17 protein-coding genes are annotated in these 18954 nt (G+C 58.8%); 12 read left to right on the top strand and 5 right to left on the bottom strand.

The features are described 5' to 3' along the window. Nucleotides 1-140 precede the first annotated feature (140 nt). The 5 genes from O1721_RS03980 (at nucleotide 141) to O1721_RS03960 (ending at nucleotide 7322) form a co-directional block, all read left to right on the top strand. Nucleotides 141-1262: an efflux RND transporter periplasmic adaptor subunit gene (locus tag O1721_RS03980; RefSeq protein ID WP_017383665.1), complete on the top strand. Its 1122-nt coding sequence runs from the start codon at nucleotides 141-143 to the stop codon at nucleotides 1260-1262. Then, entirely contained in the window at nucleotides 1262-4372 is a 3111-nt protein-coding gene (locus O1721_RS03975) for an efflux RND transporter permease subunit (RefSeq protein ID WP_032646701.1), read from the top strand. The genes O1721_RS03980 and O1721_RS03975 overlap by 1 nt, the downstream gene beginning before the upstream one ends. Next, nucleotides 4372-5736, top strand: a complete 1365-nt coding sequence (locus O1721_RS03970) for an efflux transporter outer membrane subunit (RefSeq protein ID WP_023302835.1) — start codon at nucleotides 4372-4374, stop codon at nucleotides 5734-5736. The genes O1721_RS03975 and O1721_RS03970 overlap by 1 nt, the downstream gene beginning before the upstream one ends. A 49-nt stretch (nucleotides 5737-5785) precedes the next feature. Further along, nucleotides 5786-6943 (top strand): multidrug effflux MFS transporter, encoded by a 1158-nt coding sequence (locus O1721_RS03965; protein ID WP_032646699.1) that lies wholly within the window; start codon nucleotides 5786-5788, stop codon nucleotides 6941-6943. A gap of 82 nt (nucleotides 6944-7025) precedes the next feature. Continuing rightward, nucleotides 7026-7322, top strand: a complete 297-nt coding sequence (locus tag O1721_RS03960) for a YicS family protein (RefSeq protein WP_003861030.1) — start codon at nucleotides 7026-7028, stop codon at nucleotides 7320-7322. Nucleotides 7323-7370: 48 nt separating this feature from the next. Here O1721_RS03960 and O1721_RS03955 read toward each other — a convergent pair whose 3' ends face one another. Continuing rightward, the gene (locus O1721_RS03955; protein ID WP_003861033.1) at nucleotides 7371-8321 is read right to left on the bottom strand and encodes a LacI family DNA-binding transcriptional regulator; all 951 of its coding nucleotides are present in this window, start codon (nucleotides 8319-8321) and stop codon (nucleotides 7371-7373) included. A gap of 293 nt (nucleotides 8322-8614) precedes the next feature. On the opposite strand from O1721_RS03955, the gene O1721_RS03950 reads away from it, so the two are divergent. From O1721_RS03950 to O1721_RS03925, 6 genes are all read left to right on the top strand, one after another. Continuing rightward, the gene (locus tag O1721_RS03950; RefSeq protein ID WP_003861034.1) at nucleotides 8615-8929 is read left to right on the top strand and encodes a PTS sugar transporter subunit IIB; all 315 of its coding nucleotides are present in this window, start codon (nucleotides 8615-8617) and stop codon (nucleotides 8927-8929) included. Nucleotides 8930-8940: 11 nt separating this feature from the next. Then, nucleotides 8941-10266 carry a PTS sugar transporter subunit IIC gene (locus O1721_RS03945; RefSeq protein ID WP_023302832.1) on the top strand — a complete coding sequence of 442 codons (1326 nt, stop codon included), beginning with the start codon at nucleotides 8941-8943 and terminating at the stop codon, nucleotides 10264-10266. Nucleotides 10267-10283: 17 nt separating this feature from the next. Continuing rightward, nucleotides 10284-11660, top strand: coding sequence for a glycoside hydrolase family 1 protein (locus O1721_RS03940; RefSeq protein WP_023302831.1), 1377 nt, complete (start codon nucleotides 10284-10286; stop codon nucleotides 11658-11660). Between the two features lie 5 nt (nucleotides 11661-11665). Continuing rightward, nucleotides 11666-11968, top strand: coding sequence for a PTS lactose/cellobiose transporter subunit IIA (locus tag O1721_RS03935; RefSeq protein WP_014168006.1), 303 nt, complete (start codon nucleotides 11666-11668; stop codon nucleotides 11966-11968). Nucleotides 11969-12104: 136 nt separating this feature from the next. Then, nucleotides 12105-13484, top strand: a complete 1380-nt coding sequence (locus O1721_RS03930; protein ID WP_032646695.1) for a carbohydrate porin — start codon at nucleotides 12105-12107, stop codon at nucleotides 13482-13484. A 134-nt stretch (nucleotides 13485-13618) separates the two neighbouring features. Continuing rightward, the gene (locus O1721_RS03925; protein WP_063413707.1) at nucleotides 13619-14371 is read left to right on the top strand and encodes an EamA family transporter; all 753 of its coding nucleotides are present in this window, start codon (nucleotides 13619-13621) and stop codon (nucleotides 14369-14371) included. 48 nt (nucleotides 14372-14419) lie between these two features. On the opposite strand, the gene nepI is transcribed toward O1721_RS03925, so the two are convergent. The 3 genes from nepI to O1721_RS03910 all read right to left on the bottom strand — a co-directional run bounded on the left by nepI (nucleotide 14420) and on the right by O1721_RS03910 (nucleotide 16848). Next, nucleotides 14420-15610 carry a purine ribonucleoside efflux pump NepI gene (gene nepI, locus O1721_RS03920; RefSeq protein WP_015570108.1) on the bottom strand — a complete coding sequence of 397 codons (1191 nt, stop codon included), beginning with the start codon at nucleotides 15608-15610 and terminating at the stop codon, nucleotides 14420-14422. A 169-nt stretch (nucleotides 15611-15779) separates the two neighbouring features. Beyond that, on the bottom strand, nucleotides 15780-16298 hold the full coding sequence (locus O1721_RS03915) for an SRPBCC domain-containing protein (protein WP_017694007.1): 519 nt from the start codon (nucleotides 16296-16298) through the stop codon (nucleotides 15780-15782). Nucleotides 16299-16395: 97 nt separating this feature from the next. After that, complete coding sequence (locus O1721_RS03910; protein ID WP_017383675.1) at nucleotides 16396-16848, bottom strand: DUF1198 domain-containing protein; 453 nt, start codon at nucleotides 16846-16848, stop codon at nucleotides 16396-16398. 99 nt (nucleotides 16849-16947) lie between these two features. Between O1721_RS03910 and O1721_RS03905 the strand changes: the two genes are divergently transcribed. Further along, nucleotides 16948-17850, top strand: coding sequence for a LysR family transcriptional regulator (locus O1721_RS03905; protein WP_015570111.1), 903 nt, complete (start codon nucleotides 16948-16950; stop codon nucleotides 17848-17850). Here O1721_RS03905 and O1721_RS03900 read toward each other — a convergent pair. Further along, nucleotides 17838-18842, bottom strand: a complete 1005-nt coding sequence (locus tag O1721_RS03900; RefSeq protein ID WP_032646693.1) for an alpha/beta fold hydrolase — start codon at nucleotides 18840-18842, stop codon at nucleotides 17838-17840. The two genes, O1721_RS03905 and O1721_RS03900, sit on opposite strands and share 13 nt — an antisense overlap. Nucleotides 18843-18954: the final 112 nt, after the last annotated feature.

Raw genomic sequence — 18954 nt, 5'->3', positions numbered from 1 at the left:
TGAATAATTAGCGGAAATAAGTAATTTCCCTTTTTTCATTTCTGGCTCAGCCAGAGATGCGGGATCGCTGTGCTTTTAATTAGCCCTCCTCCCTGTTAAGCGATTAACAGGGCAGGCTTCGTTCACCCTGGAAAAAGATTATGAAAACCATAACAACCTCCATCGCGGCATTACTCCTCCTGACAGGGTGCGATAATGCGCAAACATCTGCTCCTCAACGTCCTCTTCCGGAAGTGGGGATTGTCACACTCATGAGCCAGCCGGTGTCCGTCGTCAGCGAGCTGACCGGCCGCACCGCCGCCGCAATGAGCGCCGAAGTGCGCCCCCAGGTAGGTGGCATTATCCAGAAGCGCCTGTTCACCGAAGGCGATACGGTCAAGGCCGGGCAAGCGCTGTATCAGATCGATCCTTCCAGCTACCGCGCCGCGTATGATGAAGCCGCCGCCGCACTGAAACAGGCGCAGGCGCTGGTGCAGGCCGACTGCCAGAAAGCCCGGCGTTATGCGCAGCTGGTGAAGGACGACGGCGTATCACGTCAGGATGCGGAAGACGCGAAGTCCACCTGCGCGCAGGACAAGGCCAGCGTCGAGTCAAAGAAAGCCGCGCTGGAAAGCGCCCGCATTAACCTCAACTGGACCACCGTCACCGCGCCGATTGCCGGACGTATCGGCATCTCCTCTGTGACCCCCGGCGCGCTGGTGACCGCCCAGCAGGATACCGCGCTGGCCACCATTCGCGGGCTGGACAGTATGTACGTCGATTTAACCCGTTCCAGCGCCGATCTGCTGCGTTTACGCAAGCAAACCCTCGCCAGCAACAGCGATACGCTGAACGTGTCGTTGATTCTCGAAGACGGCAGCAGCTACAGCGAAAAAGGCCGCCTGGCGCTGACCGAAGTGGCGGTGGATGAGTCTACCGGCTCAGTCACCCTGCGCGCCGTCTTCCCGAACCCGCAGCATCAGCTTCTGCCGGGCATGTTCGTCCGCGCCAGAGTGGATGAAGGGATCATGAATGACGCGATCCTCGCCCCGCAGCAGGGCATCACCCGCGACGCCAAAGGCACCGCCACCGCGCTGGTGGTGAACGCCAGCAACAAGGTCGAACAGCGTCAGCTGGAGACGGGCGACACCTACGGCGACAAATGGCTGGTGCTGAGCGGCCTGAAGGCGGGCGATAAGCTGATTGTGGAAGGCACCGATAAAGTCACCGCCGGGCAGGAAGTGAAAGCTGAAGAGATGAAAACCAACGGAGGAAACGCCTGATGTTTTCCCGTTTCTTCGTGCGTCGCCCGGTCTTTGCCTGGGTTATCGCCATTCTCATCATGCTCGCCGGAATGCTGGCGATCCGCACGCTGCCCGTTGCGCAGTACCCGGACGTGGCTCCGCCGTCGATCAAAATCTCCGCCACCTATACCGGTGCCTCCGCACAGACGCTGGAAAACAGCGTGACGCAGGTGATCGAGCAGCAGCTCACCGGGCTGGATAACCTGCTCTACTTCACCTCCACCAGCAGCTCGGACGGGTCGGTGAGTATTAACGTCACGTTTGAACAGGGAACCGATCCGGACACCGCTCAGGTACAGGTGCAGAACAAAGTCCAGCAGGCGGAATCGCGCCTGCCGACCGAGGTGCAGCAGTCCGGGATCACCGTCGAAAAATCCCAGAGCAACTTCCTGCTGATCATGGGCGTATATGACAAAACCGACACCGCCAGCAGCTCGGATATCGCCGACTGGCTGGTGAGTAATATGCAGGATCCGCTGGCGCGCGTGGATGGCGTCGGTAGCCTACAGGTGTTCGGTGCAGAATACGCGATGCGCATCTGGCTCGACCCGGCGAAGCTGGCGTCGTACTCGCTGATGCCCTCCGATGTGCAGAGCGCGATTGAAGCGCAGAACGTGCAGGTTTCCGCCGGTAAAATCGGCGCACTGCCCTCGTCGAACGCCCAACAGCTGACCGCCACCGTCCGCGCTCAGTCGCGTCTGCAAACGGTCGATGAGTTCAAAAAGATCATCGTCAAGAGCCAGTCCAACGGTGCGGTGGTGCGCATCAGCGACGTCGCGCGCGTGGAGATGGGCAGCGAAGATTACACCGCCACCGCGAAGCTGAACGGCCACCCGGCGGCGGGTATGGCGGTGATGCTCTCACCGGGCGCCAACGCGCTTAACACCGCCACGGCGGTAAAAGATAAGATCGCCGAGTTCAAAAAGTCGATGCCGGAAGGCTACGATGTGGCCTACCCGAAAGACAGCACCGAGTTCATCAAGATCTCCGTTGAGGACGTGATTCAGACGCTGTTCGAAGCCATTATCCTCGTGGTGGTGGTGATGTACCTGTTCCTGCAAAACATCCGCGCGACGCTGATCCCGGCGCTGGCGGTGCCGGTGGTGCTGCTGGGCACCTTCGGCGTGCTGGCGCTGTTCGGTTACTCCATCAACACCCTGACGCTGTTTGCGATGGTGCTGGCGATAGGGCTTCTGGTGGATGACGCCATCGTGGTGGTGGAAAACGTCGAGCGTATTATGCGCGACGAAGGGCTGCCCGCCCGGGAAGCGACCGAAAAATCGATGGGCGAAATTTCCGGCGCGCTGATCGCCATTGCGCTGGTGCTCTCTGCGGTATTCCTGCCGATGGCCTTTTTCGGCGGCTCCACCGGGGTGATTTACCGTCAGTTCTCGGTCACCATTATTTCGGCGATGTTCCTCTCCATGGTGGTGGCGCTGACCCTGACGCCCGCGCTGTGCGGCTCGATCCTGAATCACACCGCTCCGCACAAAAAAGGTTTCTTCGGCGCGTTTAACCGCTTCTACAGTAAGACCGAGCACGGCTATCAGAACAAGGTGCTGCGCGCCCTGCGCCGTTCCGGTGGCATGCTGGTGATCTACGCCCTGCTCTGCGGCGCGATGGGGTTCGCCATGCTAAAACTGCCGGGCAGCTTCCTGCCAACCGAAGACCAGGGTGAAATCATGGTGCAGTACACCCTGCCTGCCGGCGCAACCGCGGTGCGTACCGCCGAGGTAAGCCGCCAGGTACGCGAGTGGTTCCTCACCAAAGAGAAAGCCAATACCGACGTGATCTTTACCGTTGAAGGCTTCAGCTTCAGTGGCAGCGGCCAGAACGCCGGGATGGCGTTCGTCTCCCTGAAAAACTGGTCAGAGCGCAAAGGCGAGGAAAACACCGCCCAGGCCATTGCCCTGCGCGCCACGCAGGAGCTGAGCACCATTCGGGATGCCACAATTTTCGCCATGACGCCCCCGGCGGTGGATGGTTTAGGCCAGAGCAACGGCTTTACCTTTGAGCTGATGGCCAGCGGCGGCACCGACCGCGACGCGCTGCTGAAACTGCGTAACCAGCTGATTGGCGAAGCCAACCAGGACAACTCGCTGCACGCCGTGCGCGCCAACGATCTGCCGCAGATGCCGCAGCTTCAGGTGGATATCGATAACAACAAAGCCGTGTCGCTGGGGCTCTCCCTGAGCGATGTTACCGACACCCTCTCCAGCGCCTGGGGCGGCACCTACGTGAACGACTTCATTGACCGTGGCCGTGTGAAAAAGGTCTACATCCAGGGCGACAGTGACTATCGCGCGGTGCCGTCGGATCTTAACAAATGGTATGTGCGCGGCAGCGACAGCACCATGACCCCGTTCTCCGCCTTCGCCACCACCCGCTGGGAGTATGGCCCGGAAAGCCTGGTGCGCTACAACGGCTCGGCGGCGTATGAAATTCAGGGCGAGAACGCCAGCGGCGCCAGCTCCGGTACGGCGATGAGCAAAATGGAGCAACTGGCGAATAACCTGCCGTCCGGCAGCACCTGGGCATGGAGCGGTTTGTCGTTGCAGGAAAAACTAGCGAGCGGTCAGGCGATGAGCCTCTATGCCCTCTCCATCCTGGTGGTGTTCCTGTGCCTGGCGGCGCTGTATGAGAGCTGGTCGGTGCCCATTTCGGTCATCCTCGTGATCCCGCTTGGGGTGCTGGGCGCGGCCATTGCCGCCTCCCTGCGTGGCCTGAGCAACGACGTCTACTTCCAGGTGGCGCTGCTGACCACCATCGGTCTGTCGTCGAAGAATGCCATTCTGATTGTCGAGTTTGCCGAAGCCAAAGTCGCCGAAGGCTACTCCCTGACGCGCGCCGCCCTGCGGGCCGCCCAGACGCGTCTGCGTCCGATTATCATGACCTCGCTGGCGTTTATCGCAGGCGTGACGCCGCTGGCGATTGCCACCGGCGCCGGGGCCAACAGCCGCGTGGCGATCGGTACCGGCATTATCGGCGGGACGCTGGCCGCGACGCTGCTGGCCATCTTCTTTGTTCCTTTATTCTTTGTACTGGTGAAACGTCTGTTCTCCGGTAAGCACGCAAACCGGAGGTCATAATGTTTCGTGAAACTGTTTTAGCGTTAGCCCTGCTGAGCGCAGGCTGTGTGTCATTAGATCCCACGTATCAGCGCCCGGACGCGCCCGTTCCGGCCACCCTGCCCGGCGCGCACGGCGAAGCCAACGCCGTGGTGAGCCAGTGGCAGCAGGTGATGAATGATGCGCGGTTGAAAAGCGTGGTGACGATGGCGCTCAACAGCAACCGCGACGTGCAAAAAGCGATAGCGGATATCGACGCCGCCCGTGCCCAGTATGGCGAGACGCGCTCGTCCCTGTTCCCGACGGTGGACGCGGAACTGAGCCACACCCGCAGCCGCACGCTGGCGAGCGGCGTCGCGACAAGTGACGAAGCCAACGGCGCGGTCTCCAGCTTCGAGCTGGATCTGTTTGGCCGCAACCAGAGCCTGTCGCGCGCCGCGCGTGAAACCTGGCTTGCCAGCGAATTCACCGCGCAGAACACGCGCCTGACGATGGTCAGCGAGCTGACCACGGCCTGGGTGACGCTGGCGGCGGATAACAGCAATCTGGCGCTGGCGAAGTCCACCCTGGAGAGCGCCGCAAACTCGCTCAAGATTGTGAAGCGCCAGCAGGAAGTGGGCGTGGCAGCGGCAACGGACGTCAGTGAAGCGATGGCGGTTTACCAGCAGGCGCGCGCCAGCGTGGCGAGCTACCAGACGCTGGTGATGCAGGACAAAAACGCTCTCAACCTGCTGGCGGGCGATACGGTGCCCGAGAACCTGCTGCCCGGCACGCTGGAGAGCCTGAGCGACAACGCCATCACGCTGATCCCGGCGGGCGTCAGCTCCAGCGCGCTGCTGCGTCGTCCGGACATTCAGGAGGCGGAACATAACCTGCTGAGCGCTAACGCCAACATCGGCGCGGCGCGCGCCAACTTCTTCCCGACCATCTCGCTCACCGCCAGCGCGGGCGTCGGCAGCGATTCGCTGTCGTCCTTGTTCAGCCACGGGATGAAGGTCTGGTCGTTTGCGCCGTCCATCACCCTGCCGCTGTTCAGCGGCGGCAACAATATGGCGCAGCTGCGCTATGCGGAAGCCGAGAAAAAAGGGTTAATTGCGACCTATGAGAAAACCATCCAGAGCGCGTTTAAGGACGTGGCCGACGCGCTGGCCCGGCGCGAAACGTTGAGTGAACAGCTTGATGCCCAGCGTGAATACGTGGCGGCGGAGCAAAAAACGCTGGATGTGGCGACGCGCAGTTACAAGGCTGGCGCAGGCGATTATCTGACGGTGCTCACCGCGCAGCGGTCGCTGTGGTCGGCGCAGGAATCACTGATTGCCTTGCAGCAAACCGACCTGGAAAACCGCATCACGCTGTGGCAGTCGCTGGGCGGCGGGATTCAGTAACATCACTGCCGGGCGGCGCAACGTTGCCCGGCCATCAGAGTAAATACCTATGGCAAAACTCTCTTTTTCTTTCGCGGCCATCCTTGGCCTGCTGACGGCGATCGGGCCGCTGTGTTCCGATTTTTATCTTCCGGCGCTGCCGGAGATCGCCACCCAGCTCAACACCTCCACAACGCTGACGCAGCTTTCTCTTACCTCGGCGCTGATTGGCCTGGGGCTGGGACAACTCTTTTTCGGCCCGCTAAGCGATCGCATCGGACGTAAAACGCCGCTGCTGTTCTCACTTTTGCTGTTTGTACTGGCTTCAGTGCTTTGTGCCAGCACGCAGAATATTTACGCCCTGATCGGCTGGCGATTTGTGCAGGGCGTTGCCGGGGCGGGCGGCTCCGTACTTGCCCGCTCCATCGCCCGTGATAACTATCATGGCACGATGCTAACGCAGTTTTTTGCCCTACTGATGACGGTCAACGGCATCGCGCCCGTGGTGTCCCCGGTACTCGGTGGCTATATCGCGTCGCATTTCGACTGGCGGATGCTGTTCTGGGTAATGGCAGGGGCGGGTCTGGCGCTGCTGATCGCCAGCCAGCTTTTTATCCGCGAGTCCCTCACAGAGAAACAGGGCGGGGGATCGCTGACGCAAACCGCCAGGACGGTACTTAAAAATCGTCGCTTTATGCGCTACTGCCTGATCCAGGCCTTCATGCTGGCGGGGCTGTTCGCCTATATCGGGGCATCCTCCTTTGTGATGCAAAACGAGTATGGCCTGAGCGCCATGCAGTTCAGCCTGCTGTTCGGTGTGAACGGTATCGGCCTGATCGTCTCAGCGCTGATTTTCTCCCGTCTGGCACGCCGACACCCGGCGGAAGGGTTAATGCAAATAGGTCTGGTGTTGGCCGTAACCTGCGCGGGGCTGACGTTGCTCTTTGCGTGGATGCAGCTTTCCGTTCCGGCACTGATTGCACTCTTTTTCACCGTCGCATTTAACAGCGGGATCAGCACCATTGCGGGTTCAGAAGCGATGAGCGCAGTCGACGCGAAGGAGTCCGGCACAGCGTCAGCCATTCTGGGCATGCTGATGTTTTTATTCGGCGGGATCGCAGCGCCTCTCGCCGGTATCGGCGGAGAAACGATGCTGAAAATGAGTCTCGCGGTGTTAGTAAGCTATGGCATTGCACTGGCGATCGGATCCCGCACGCAGAATGCGTAAATTCATACTTTTGGCTTGAATCGCGTTGATGAATGTAACGATATATTTCAGGGGAAGCATGTGACTTTCAAAGGAGGTTTCGATGAAATCTGCACACCTGGTTTGCCTGCTCGTTTGCCTGATTTTCGCTGCGTTTGTTCACGCGCAGGAGAAGAGCGCTCCGGAGAAAGAGGCGCAAATAAAACAGCAGGTCCTGAAAGATGTGAAGAAAACCTGTACCCCGCAGAAAAAGCAGAGCGATAAGGCCTGGCAGGCGATGATTTTGTCGTCTGAGGCCAATCAGCTGCTGATCAAAAACGCCATCACCGCCGTGAAGCGTGACAACCTGGACGCCTACTGGGATGCAGTAAGTCAGGTGGATTGTATGGAAGATTACTGAGGGTTGAGCGCCGGGTGGCGCTGCGCTTACCCGGCCTACATCACACGTTTAACGCTTCCGCACATCCGGAATAATCAAATCCCCGCGCAGAACGTAGGACCCGAGCATCTGCGTTTTCTCTGTCAGCCAGCTCACGATGCGCGCCGCCATGGCGTCCATGGAATACTCAATGGCCGGGATCACCGGAATACCCGGCAGATGCAGCGAACCGCCGAGGCTGAAAACCATGATGTCTTCCGGTACCGATTTATTAAACGCCTGTAACTGCGGGATCACCCGCTGGGCTTCCTGCTCATCCGCCACCAGCAGCGCGTTGAAGTTCAGCGTGGACGCGTTGTTGAGTAATTCCTGAAGCGCAACGGACGATGAAGTCGCGTCCATAAACACGAGGTTGCGATTAAAGGGCAGGAAGTTTTTCTCCAGCGCGTGTTTGTAGCCCAGCAGCACCTGATCGGCAAAGCCGCTGCCGTGCGGGTGGATCAGCGCTATCTGGCGACGCCCCTGGCTGGTGAGATAGTTACAGGCCGTTTCGGCCGCGAACGCGTGATCGAACTGAATGCTGTTGGCGTTATCGGCTTCCATACAGTCGACCAGAATCACGTTGTCCATGTCCACGTCCAGCGGGAAACGCGCGCCAATCACCAGAATGTCATCACATAAGCCGCAGGAGAGTTCTTCAAGGGCGTTCATCACTTCTGTTTTTGTGTGTGCGAAACGCAGCAGCAGATGTTTTTGATGCTGGCTGAGGTGTTTTTCCAGCGCGTACAGGTAACCGGTGGTCTGGTTAATGTTTTCCTGCGCGCAAATCACCCCAATGCAGCCCGTCGACTGGCTGAGCAGCGACTGGGCGATCACGTTGGGACGATAGTTCAGCTCGTCCACCGCTTTCAGAACAGCCTGGCGGCTGGCTTCTTTAACGCCACGCGACCCGCTCAACACCCGTGATACCGTGGCTTTGGACACCCCGGCCAGACGCGATACATCGTTGATTGTAGACATCTCTCTCCCCTGTCAGACGCAACTGGCATCTGTAATTTCCATCACCGCTACGGCTCACATTATAGCCAGAACGGAGTATATCCGTTTCCGTTTTCCATGGAAACCGATTTTCCGTTTCCACTCAATTTGATGCCAAAACAGCCAAATTATGTGACCCACATCCGGTTAATTAGCCTCATAAGTAAGGGATCTTGATGGTTGTCACACTTCTGTCTTTTATAAATGGAAACCGGTTTCCGTATCATGTCCAATCATCCTCGCAATAACTTTTTACATTTTGAGGATGGTTGTCGATGTTCAAGATTATGCTGTGCTGCTCTGCCGGGATGTCCACCAGCCTGCTGGTCAGCAAAATGATCGATGTTGCAAAAGAACGGGGCTTGCCCGTGAAGATAGATGCGTATGGCGTATCCGAATTTGATACGCAGTTTCCGCACTATCAGGTGGTGCTTCTCGGACCGCAAGTGAAATACATGTTAAAGACGCTCTCAGACAAGGCAGCGACGCAAGGCATTCCGGTGCAGCCCATCGACATGATGGATTACGGCATGCAGCGTGGCGATAAAGTACTGGACTATGCTCTGTCGCTCATCGAAGCGGCACACTAAAAGGTGTTCACATGAGTTCGTTATATCAATCCATGGTCGCGGTGATTGAGCAGTCAATTACGCCGCTGGCCGCGAAGCTCGGTCAGCAAAAGTATGTGATTGCCATCCGCGACGGCTTTACCGCTGCGCTGCCGTTTATGATCATCGGCTCGTTTATGCTGGTGTTTATCTTCCCGCCGTTTTCGGCGGATACCACCAACAGCTTCGCCCGCGGCTGGCTGGATTTCTCCGAGACCTACCGCGAACAGCTGATGCTGCCCTTTAACCTCAGCATGGGCGTGATGACCTTCTTCATCTCGGTGGGGATTGGGGCAAGCCTGGGGCGTCAGTTTAACCTCGATCCGGTGATGTCCGGCCTGCTGGCCTTTATGGCCTTCCTGCTGGTCGCCGCGCCCTATGCCGATGGCAAAATTTCGACCCAGTATCTCTCCGGTCAGGGGATCTTCACTGCGCTTATCACCGCGATCTACTCCACTCGCGTCTATGCGTGGCTGAAACAGAACAACGTCACCATCCGCCTGCCGAAGGAAGTGCCGACCGGCGTGGCGCGTTCGTTTGAGATCCTGATCCCGGTGATGGTGGTGATCGGAACGCTGCACCCGCTGAACCTGTTCATTGAAGCGCAGACCGGGATGATCATCCCGCAGGCGATTATGCACCTGCTGGAGCCGCTGGTGTCGGCGTCTGACTCGCTGCCCGCCATTCTGCTCTCCGTGCTGCTGTGCCAGATCTTCTGGTTCGCTGGTATCCACGGGTCGCTGATTGTCACCGGCATCATGAACCCGTTCTGGATGGCGAACCTCTCTGCAAACCAGGCGGCGCTGGCGGCGGGCGCGGCGCTGCCGCACGTTTATCTGCAAGGTTTCTGGGATCACTACCTGCTGATAGGCGGCGTGGGCTCCACCCTGCCGCTGGCGTTCCTGCTGCTGCGTAGCCGCGTTACCCACCTGCGCACCATCGGCAAAATGGGCGTGGTGCCAAGCTTCTTTAACATCAACGAACCGATTTTGTTCGGCGCACCGATCATCATGAACCCGATGCTGTTTATCCCGTTCGTGTTTGTTCCGCTGGTCAACGCCTGCCTGGCGTACGGCGCAACCAAACTCGGCTGGCTGGCTCAGGTGGTTTCGTTAACCCCGTGGACCACCCCCGCGCCGATTGGTGCGTCGTGGGCGGCGAACTGGGCGCTCAGCCCGGTGGTGATGTGCCTGGTCTGTATGGTGATGTCCGCGCTGATGTACCTGCCGTTCCTGCGTGCCTATGAGCGTACGCTCATCAAAAACGAAGAGCAGAAAGCTCAGGCGACCGTCGGTAACGCTGAAGCCGCCAGCAATTAAGTCAAAGAGGAAGAGTCATGAAATACGCATTTCCCGATAACTTCTGGTGGGGCAGCGCAAGCTCCGCTCTCCAGACGGAAGGGACACGAGAGGGTGAAACCACGTGGGATTACTGGTTTGCCCGCGAGCCGAACCGTTTTCACAACGGCGTGGGGCCGCAGCACACCTCCACGTTTTATCAGCACTGGAAAACGGACATTCAGCTGTTAAAGCAGCTGAACCACAACAGCTTTCGCACCTCGATTAGCTGGGCGCGCCTGATCCCCGACGGTATCGGTGAAGTGAGCCCGGACGCGGTCGATTTTTACAATCAGGTCATTGATGAGCTGAATGAACAGGGCATCACGCCGTTTATCACCCTGTTCCATTTCGACATGCCGATGGCGATGCAGGAGATTGGCGGCTGGGAAAACCGTGACGTGGTGGACGCGTACGCCCGCTATGCGCAGATTTGCTTCGAGCTATTCGGCGACCGCGTGCTGCACTGGTTTACCTTCAATGAGCCGATTGTTCCGGTGGAAGGCGGTTATCTGTACGACTTCCACTACCCGAACGTGGTGGATTTTCGTCGGGCGGCGACCGTGGCGTATCACACCGTGCTGGCCCATGCGAAGGCCGTTCAGGCTTACCGCGCCGGACACTACGCGGGTGAGATCGGCATCGTGCTCAACCTGACGCCGTCGTACCCGCGCTCCCGGAACCCGGCGGACGTGAAGGCGGCGCACATAGCGGACCTGATGTTTAACCGCAGCTTCCTCGACCCGGTGCTGCGCGGGGAGTATCCGGCGGACCTGGTGGCATTGCTGAAATCTTACGATCAGCTGCCCGCCTGCAAGCCGGAAGACGGTTTCCTGATTGCGGAAGGGAAAATCGACCTGCTCGGCGTTAACTACTATCAGCCGCGTCGCGTGAAGTGTCGCGACAGCGCGGTGAACCCGCAGGCGCCGTTTATGCCGGAGTGGTTCTTTGATAATTACGAGATGCCGGGCCGTAAGATGAACCCGTACCGCGGCTGGGAAATCTACGCGCCGGGTATTTACGATATTCTGGTTAACCTGCGCGATAATTACGGTAACCCTCGCTGCTTTATTTCGGAAAACGGCATGGGCGTCGAAAACGAGCAGCGCTTTATTGAAAATGGCCAGATTAACGATCAATACCGCATCGATTTTATTTCTGAGCATTTATCGTGGCTGCACAAAGGTATTAGCGAAGGCTGCAATTGCCTTGGCTATCATATGTGGACGTTTATTGATAACTGGTCGTGGTGTAATGCGTATAAAAACCGCTACGGTTTTATTCAGCTCGATGTAGAGACGCAGCAGCGCACCATTAAAAAAAGCGGAGAGTGGTTTGCCGCCACCGCCTTAAATAATAGTTTTGATAAAGAGTAATGATGATGATCGCACTAGAAGAAGCCGTAATGGAAATTATCGTCAACGCTGGCCAGTCCCGCAGCTTGTGCTTTGAAGCCCTGCACGCGGCGCGTCAGGGCAACCTTGACGAGGCCAAAAGCCTGCTGCGCGAAGCCGACGGCTACGCACGCCAGGCGCACAAGATGCAGACCAAACTGATCGAGCAGGATGCGGGCGAAGCCCGCCAGCCGATGACCTTAATTATGGTGCACGCCCAGGATCATTTAATGAATTCCTTATTAGCGCGCGAGTTATCCGAAGAAATTATTCATTTATATCAGAGATAGTCTATGGCGAAATAATTACTGTAATACCTCTGTACCCTAAATAGAGATCCACTTGTTCTGATGATAGCGACATACTCTGTCAGATCGGAGCGGGATGGTTATTGTCTGAATAAAATTAAACTATATTGAGATAACCATGAATACGATTAAAAAACTTCCATTAACCATGGCGGTTATCGCCGCGCTTTGCCCAATTTCCGTTCTCGCTCAGGAATTCACTCAGGAGCAAATCGACGCCATTGTGGCAAAAGCGGTGGATAAAGCCCTGGCCGAGCGTCAGGCCAAAATGGACGCGGCGGTCGCGAAAAAAGCGGACGTGGTGACCGAGCCGCAGAGCGCGGCGCAATCTCCGGATATGGCGATCCCGTTTGGCATCAAATTCACCGGCTACGCCCGCTACGGCGCGCACTTCCAGGCCGCCGATCAGAAATACGTGGCGGTGGACGGCTCCTACAACGGCGCGTCGGCCATTGGTCGTCTGGGTAACGAAGGCAACGGCGGCGAGTTCCAGCTCTCTAAAGCCTTCAAGGGCGAAAACGGCGCCATCTGGGACATCAACGTGATGATCGACCACTGGGGCGACGAAGTTAACCTCAAGAAAGCCTACGCGGGCGTGACCAACATTATGGCCTCCAACCCGAACGCCTACTTCTGGGCGGGTCGCGACTTCCACCAGCGTCCGCAGCAGGGCATCAACGATTACTTCTGGATGAACCACGACGGTCAGGGCGCCGGGGTGAAGAACTTCGATATCGGCGGCGTGCAGTTTGACGTGGCCGCCGTGGCAGCGGTGGAATCCTGTAGCCCAGAAGTGATGGAAGACGAAGCCAACCCGTCGCGCATCACCTGTACCGGCGGGTCCGGCACGGGCGACAAAGGCAACTACGCCGCGACGTCTAAAATCCACGGTATGAAGCTCGGTCCGCTGGATCTGGAGCTGTACGCCAACTACGGCTTTGACTCCAAAGCCGTTGAGAGCGACGAACGTCTGAACGCCTGGCAGGGCGGCGTGGTGCTGAGCCACACCAACGACAGCGGCGTGAACAAGGTGATTGCCCGCTACTCCGATAACGCGGACAACAGCGTGTTCAACAAAACCGAGGATCTGACCACGGTCTACGCCAGCTTCGAAGGGCTGTACAAATTCACCCAGGCGACGCAGGTGGAGTACCTCCTCGCCTTCCATGACTACGACAACAGCCGCGATAAGACCGACAACCGCAAGAACTACAACGCCATCGTGCGCCCGATGCACTGGTGGAACGACGTTCACTCCACCTGGCTGGAAGCGGGCTGGCAGCACGTGGATTACGACAACGGCGGCGACAACAAGGGCTGGAAGCTGACCCTGTCGCAGAACATGTCTATCGCCATGGGGCCGGAGTTCCGTCCGATGCTGCGCTTCTACGTGACCGGCGGCAAGGTGGATAACGAACGTACCGCGCGCGTGAACAACACCAAAGATGAAACGCTGGACGACTTCAACGTCGGCGCGATGTGGGAGGCGTGGTTCTAGTACAGCGTCGTTTGTTTCGCCCGGCGGCGCTGCGCTTGCACGGGCCTACAAGGTTTTGTAGGCCGGGTAAGCGTAGCGCCACCCGGCAAGATCCCATGTTATGCTACAAAAAAACCAACATAACAGGGGAGAACATGGGTTCCACACGCAAAGGGATGCTCAACGTCCTGATCGCCGCCGTTTTATGGGGCAGTTCCGGGGTTTGCGCGCAGTACATTATGGAGAAAAGCCACATCTCTTCGCCTTACCTGACCATGGTTCGTCTGCTGTTTACCGGCGTGATCCTGCTGACGCTCTCCTTCGTTCACGGCGACAAGATTTTCTCGGTCGTCAAAAACCGCAAAGACGCCCTCAGCCTGCTGTTTTTCTCGCTGGCTGGCGCGCTTACCGTGCAGCTCACCTTCCTGCTGGTAACCCACGGCGACCCGACGTCGCTCTCCATCTCGCCGGCCGCGCTGTTCTTCGGTATCGCCTCGGCGTTTGCCGCGGCGTTTTATACGACGTACCCGTCGACGCTTATCGCCCGCTACGGCACGCTGCCGATTGTCGGCTGGAGTATGTTGATTGCGGGACTAATGCTGACGCCGTTCTACGCCGGACGCGGCACCACCTTCGTGATCGACGGGGGCCTGCTGCTGGCGTTTTTCTACCTGGTGGTGATAGGTACCGCGCTGACGTTCAGCCTGTATCTGAAAGGCGCACAGATGATCGGCGGGCCGAAGGCGAGCATTCTGAGCTGCGCCGAGCCGCTGAGCAGCGCGCTGCTGTCGGTGGTGTTGCTGGGGGTGGCATTCACCCTGCCGGACTGGCTGGGGACGCTGCTGATTGTGTCGTCGGTGGTGTTGATTTCGATGGATTCGAGAAGACGGGTTCAGACATCGGCGTAGCCTGATGCCCTCACCCCAACCCTCTCCCACGGGAGAGGGAGAAAAGCACTACTTCGCCTTAACCTTCCCCGCCACCAGCAGCGCGGTCAGCAGCATCAGCGTGCCGGAAATTACCAGCGGCGAGGTCAGCCCCAGGTGGTCGAGCGCTACGCCGCCCACCGCCGCGCCGCAGGTATTCGCCAGCTGGATCACCGCCACCTGAATCGACCCGGCTTTTTCCGCCTGATCGGCAAGCGAGCGGGTGATCCACGTCGACCAGCCCACCGGCACCAGCGCAAAGGCAAAGCCCCAGATAATCGCGATCGCCGAAGCCACCCACTTATCGCTGCCCCACAACACCAGCACCGCGGCGCTGATCGCCAGCACCAGCGGGGCACCCGCCAGCGCCACCTTCAGGGAGCGCTTCAGGAACTGGGACGACAGCGAGGTGCCGACAAAACTGGCGATCCCGAAGCTCAGGAGCACCAGCGTCAGGCCGTCCACGTCAAAGCCCGCCATGGTCATATACACCGGGCGGATATAGGTGAAGAAAGCAAACTGCCCGGCAAAGGCCATGAAGATGGCGGTCATCCCCGCCAGCACGCCGGGGCGCTTCAGCAGCGCGAACATGTTCTGTTTGTGGTGCGCCGCTTCCCCCGGAAGGGACGGCAGCGCCTTCCACACCCAGATAATGCACAGCACGCCCATCACCGCCGCCGCGTTAAAGACGTTGCGCCAGCCGATAATTCCACCGAGGAAACTGCCCAGCGGCGCGGCGATCACCAGCGCGATCGAGACCGCACCGAAGATAACGGACAAGGCTTTTGGCACCGTACGCGCGGGCACCAGGCGCATGGTCAGCGAGGCGGACATCGCCCAGAAGCCGCCTAATCCCAGCCCCAGACAGGCACGGCCGAGCAGCAGCAGGGTGAAGCTTTCAGCGAAAGAGACCAGCAGGCAGGAGAGCGTCAGCAGCACGCTGAACAGAATGACCACCTTGCGGCGGTCGATGGTGCCGATCGCCTGCGTGATAAACAGGCTGGCGAACATCGCCACAAACGCGGTGACGGTCACCGACTGCCCCGCCACGCCCTCGGAAATGCCCAGATCCTGCGCCATCGGCGTCAGCAGGCTGACCGGCAGGAACTCGACGGTGATCAGGCAGGCGACGCAAAATGCCACGGAGAAAACCGCCGACCAGTTGGGGCGTGAAACCTCTTTGGCCTGCGGTGTAGTCGTGGGCTGGGTATGTTCTGTCATGGCATCACCTGAAGATAAAAACGTGCGGAAAAGTCGCGCAGTTTATCATCAAAAGTGTGACGAATTTAACGTTTCGACAACTTTTGTCGTTTTTTAATGCCGGGCGGCGCTGCGCTTGCGCCGGCCTACGGGCTTGTAGGCCCGGTAAGCAAAGCGCCACCGGGCAAAATTACCCGCGAGCCTTAAGAGCGGCATTCGCTAATCCCACGATCCACTCCTGATGCCCGTTAATCATTGGGTTTGGCACCGTGCGCGCTAATTCCTGCGCCGGCACGCCTTTCTGCGACTCCTGAGTCAGAATGCGCACGCGGTTTCCCGGCAGGTCTTCAAACAGCCAGGCGTGGATCACGTCCAGACGCGAATTTGCATCCCCTTCTACCCAGCCGTGCCACGCGATACGCGCGGCTTCGCCCTCCACGGGCGGAACATACTCCGTCACCTGCGCCTCAACCGGGAAGCCAAAGGTGGTGAAGCGGAAGCGGGCGTTGGCGCTCAGCGCCGGGCCGCTGCCGTCGTGAAAACGGATATCTTCGGCGTTGCTGTAGTAGTTCGGCCACAGGGTGGTGTCGTTGAGCTGCGCCCAAATCTCTTTTGCGCTCAGCCCGGCGACGATGATTTCGTTGGAGGCAAAGTTATCGGTGGTGCCGGGCAGGTAGTCGTTCGGCCAGATAATGGCGGATTGTTTCATGGTTCACCTCATCGGTTAGTTGATAAGGTGATGGTGCGCCTGCGGGTGATATAAATCTAATGACGATGCTTTATACTCTTCATCACGTTTTGTGATATCAGTGCAGGTAAAACACGCCCTCTTCCGGCAGGAAAAGCTGGTTGTAGCGCAGCTGGAAGGCGTTGAACTCCTGCGGGTCTGGCTCTATCTCGCGCATAAAGCCGAGCGCGAGGCGGATTTGCGCGTCGGTGATCGGCGCGGCCAGACGGGCTTTACGCAGCATGCGGTGCCAGGTATGCAGATTCTCTTCGCTGGCGTCGACGATGCAGACCTGCCAGATCAGCAGCACCTGGGCGGCATTTTGCAGATGCGCCTCGTCGGGGCGTTCAAGATAGCGGATAAACTCATTGCCCGGCGTTTTACCGAACTGGTCAATCATCGACTCGACCGGCATCGGGGTGATCCCCAGCCGCTCGCTTAAACGTTTGATGGCGCGGCGGGAGTCTGAGGTCAGGACACGAAATCCAACCACAAACACCACGGCAAGCGTTGCCAGCATTATCCAGACCATGCGTTCTCCTTAGACTAGCCGCCCATCATAGCGGGAAACGCAGCGCGTCAACAGCGGGCAGCGCCATAATAGTAAACGGAAAAGAGGTGGAAAAACGTCATGAAAGCGGATCTGCGCACGCTGGATCTTAACCTGCTGAAAACGCTGGATGCCCTGCTGGACGAACGCAGCGTCACCCGCGCGGCGGCGCGTCTTGCCCTGACCCAGCCAGCGGTAAGCGGCATGCTTAACCGCCTGCGGGATTACTTTGAAGACCCGCTGTTTATCCGCGCGCCGCACGGCATCGTGCCTACCACCCGGGCGGAAGCAATGGCGGCTCCCGTCAAACGCATTCTGGCAGATATCGACGAGCTGCTTCAGCCGATCGCCTTTGATCCGCTCACCGCAACGTTCACCTTCACGCTTGCCGCGACCGACTACGCCCTGCGCGCGGTCGTCGTGCCGTTTATCGCTGCGCTTAAGGTGCAGGCGCCGGGTATTCGCGTGCGCGTGGTGCCTGTGGAATCTGACCGTCTGGTCAGCCAGCTCGAACAAGGCTCTGTCGACGTGGCGCTGATCACCCCGCACACCACGCCAGATGAGCTTCACAGCCGGGCGCTTTATGATGAACGGTACGTTTGCATGATGCGTGCCGATCATCCGGATGCCGGACAGCCCATGACGTTAGACCGGTTTTGCGCCCTGGAGCATGTGCTGGTCTCTTACGAGGGCGACGGTTTTCGCGGCGTAACGGATGGCGCGCTGGAGAAAACTGGCCGAACGCGGCATGTTGGCTTATCGGTGAGTAACTTTTTAGTCCTGCCGGACGTGCTGGCCCTCAGCGATATGATTGCCGTTGTGCCATCACGCATAGCGGAAAAGCAGACGGGGATGTTCGTCTGCGAGACGCCGGTTCCCGTGCCCGGTTTTACCAAAAGCATGGCCTGGCACGGCAGAACGCACCGCAACCTCGCGCAGGCGTGGCTGCGCGGGCTGTTGCTGGAGACCAGTCAGCGCGCCTGAAGCCCTTTCAGCAGCGCCTCGTGGAAGCGTGCAGGATCCTGCATCTGCGGCGCGTGGCCCATGTCGTTAAATTCAATCAGCGTCGCGTGCGGGATGCGCTTCGCCGTCTCTTTGCCCAGCACCGTGTAGTTACCGAGCGTCTTGCGGATCTCCGGTGGGGCGAGATCTTTCCCGATGGCGGTGTTGTCCTTCGTGCCGATCATCAATAATACCGGCATCTTCAGCTCGCTAAATTCATAGACGACCGGCTGGGTATAAATCATGTCGTAGAGCAGCGCCGAGTTCCACGCCACGCGCGCTTTGCCCGGCCCGTTGTTTAACCCGGCAAGCATGGTGACCCAGCGCTCGTACTCCGGCTTCCACTCCCCGGCGTAGTAGGTGTTTTTCTCGTACTGACGAATACCGTCGGCGCTGACTTTCAGCTCGCGCTGGTACCACTGGTCGACCGTAATATGCGGCACGCCGCGCGCTTTCCAGTCTTCAAGCCCTATTGGGTTCACCATCACCAGTTGCTCCACCTGCTGCGGCCACATCAGCGCGTAGCGGGTCGCCAGCATGCCGCCGGTCGAATGGCCGATAACCGTCACGCGATCAACGCCGAGCGTTTTCAGCAGCGCGTGGGTGTTATCCGCCAGCTGCTGGAAGGTGTACTGATAATGCTCCGGCTTGGTGGATTTGCAGAAGCCGATCTGGTCGGGTGCGATCACGCGATACCCGCTGGCTGAAAGCGCGCGGATCGTGCCGTCCCAGGTGCCAGCGCAGAAGTTTTTGCCGTGCATCAGCACCACGGTGCGGCCGTTGGGTTTTTCCGGCTTCACGTCCAGGTAAGCCATATCCAGAGGCTGGTTCTGCGAGGTAAAGGTAAAGTGTTTTACCGGCCAGCCGTAGTCAAAACCTTCCAGCTTCTCGCCGTAGGTGGGGGCATCCGCGGCCATTGCGGGGGAGGCCAGCGCCATCAACAGCGCCAGGCAGGACAATCGTCGGGTCAACATGCAAGCTCTCCGTTAGCAAAAAGGGCTAAGGCTGCACGAAAGGCGGCAGCAAAAAACACTGTAGAGCATACGGAGGAGCGGGTGTGTAAAGCGGGGTAAAGGTAAAAGGCAG

Source organism: Enterobacter cloacae complex sp. HYC033_NIDB (assembly GCF_056673335.1).
This window is presented reverse-complemented; position numbering and strand designations above follow the sequence as displayed.

What these genes read in the sequence shown, in the direction of transcription:
- O1721_RS03910 (WP_017383675.1), bottom strand. Translation starts at nt 16,848, where the DNA reads ATGGTCTGGATAATGCTGGCAACGCTTGCCGTGGTGTTTGTGGTTGGA.
- O1721_RS03980 (WP_017383665.1), top strand. Translation starts at nt 141, where the DNA reads ATGAAAACCATAACAACCTCCATCGCGGCATTACTCCTCCTGACAGGG.
- O1721_RS03905 (WP_015570111.1), top strand. Translation starts at nt 16,948, where the DNA reads ATGAAAGCGGATCTGCGCACGCTGGATCTTAACCTGCTGAAAACGCTG.
- O1721_RS03975 (WP_032646701.1), top strand. Translation starts at nt 1,262, where the DNA reads ATGTTTTCCCGTTTCTTCGTGCGTCGCCCGGTCTTTGCCTGGGTTATC.
- O1721_RS03960 (WP_003861030.1), top strand. Translation starts at nt 7,026, where the DNA reads ATGAAATCTGCACACCTGGTTTGCCTGCTCGTTTGCCTGATTTTCGCT.
- O1721_RS03940 (WP_023302831.1), top strand. Translation starts at nt 10,284, where the DNA reads ATGAAATACGCATTTCCCGATAACTTCTGGTGGGGCAGCGCAAGCTCC.
- O1721_RS03935 (WP_014168006.1), top strand. Translation starts at nt 11,666, where the DNA reads ATGATCGCACTAGAAGAAGCCGTAATGGAAATTATCGTCAACGCTGGC.
- O1721_RS03925 (WP_063413707.1), top strand. Translation starts at nt 13,619, where the DNA reads ATGGGTTCCACACGCAAAGGGATGCTCAACGTCCTGATCGCCGCCGTT.
- O1721_RS03965 (WP_032646699.1), top strand. Translation starts at nt 5,786, where the DNA reads ATGGCAAAACTCTCTTTTTCTTTCGCGGCCATCCTTGGCCTGCTGACG.
- O1721_RS03930 (WP_032646695.1), top strand. Translation starts at nt 12,105, where the DNA reads ATGAATACGATTAAAAAACTTCCATTAACCATGGCGGTTATCGCCGCG.
- O1721_RS03915 (WP_017694007.1), bottom strand. Translation starts at nt 16,298, where the DNA reads ATGAAACAATCCGCCATTATCTGGCCGAACGACTACCTGCCCGGCACC.
- O1721_RS03950 (WP_003861034.1), top strand. Translation starts at nt 8,615, where the DNA reads ATGTTCAAGATTATGCTGTGCTGCTCTGCCGGGATGTCCACCAGCCTG.
- O1721_RS03900 (WP_032646693.1), bottom strand. Translation starts at nt 18,842, where the DNA reads ATGTTGACCCGACGATTGTCCTGCCTGGCGCTGTTGATGGCGCTGGCC.
- O1721_RS03945 (WP_023302832.1), top strand. Translation starts at nt 8,941, where the DNA reads ATGAGTTCGTTATATCAATCCATGGTCGCGGTGATTGAGCAGTCAATT.
- O1721_RS03955 (WP_003861033.1), bottom strand. Translation starts at nt 8,321, where the DNA reads ATGTCTACAATCAACGATGTATCGCGTCTGGCCGGGGTGTCCAAAGCC.
- O1721_RS03970 (WP_023302835.1), top strand. Translation starts at nt 4,372, where the DNA reads ATGTTTCGTGAAACTGTTTTAGCGTTAGCCCTGCTGAGCGCAGGCTGT.
- nepI (WP_015570108.1), bottom strand. Translation starts at nt 15,610, where the DNA reads ATGACAGAACATACCCAGCCCACGACTACACCGCAGGCCAAAGAGGTT.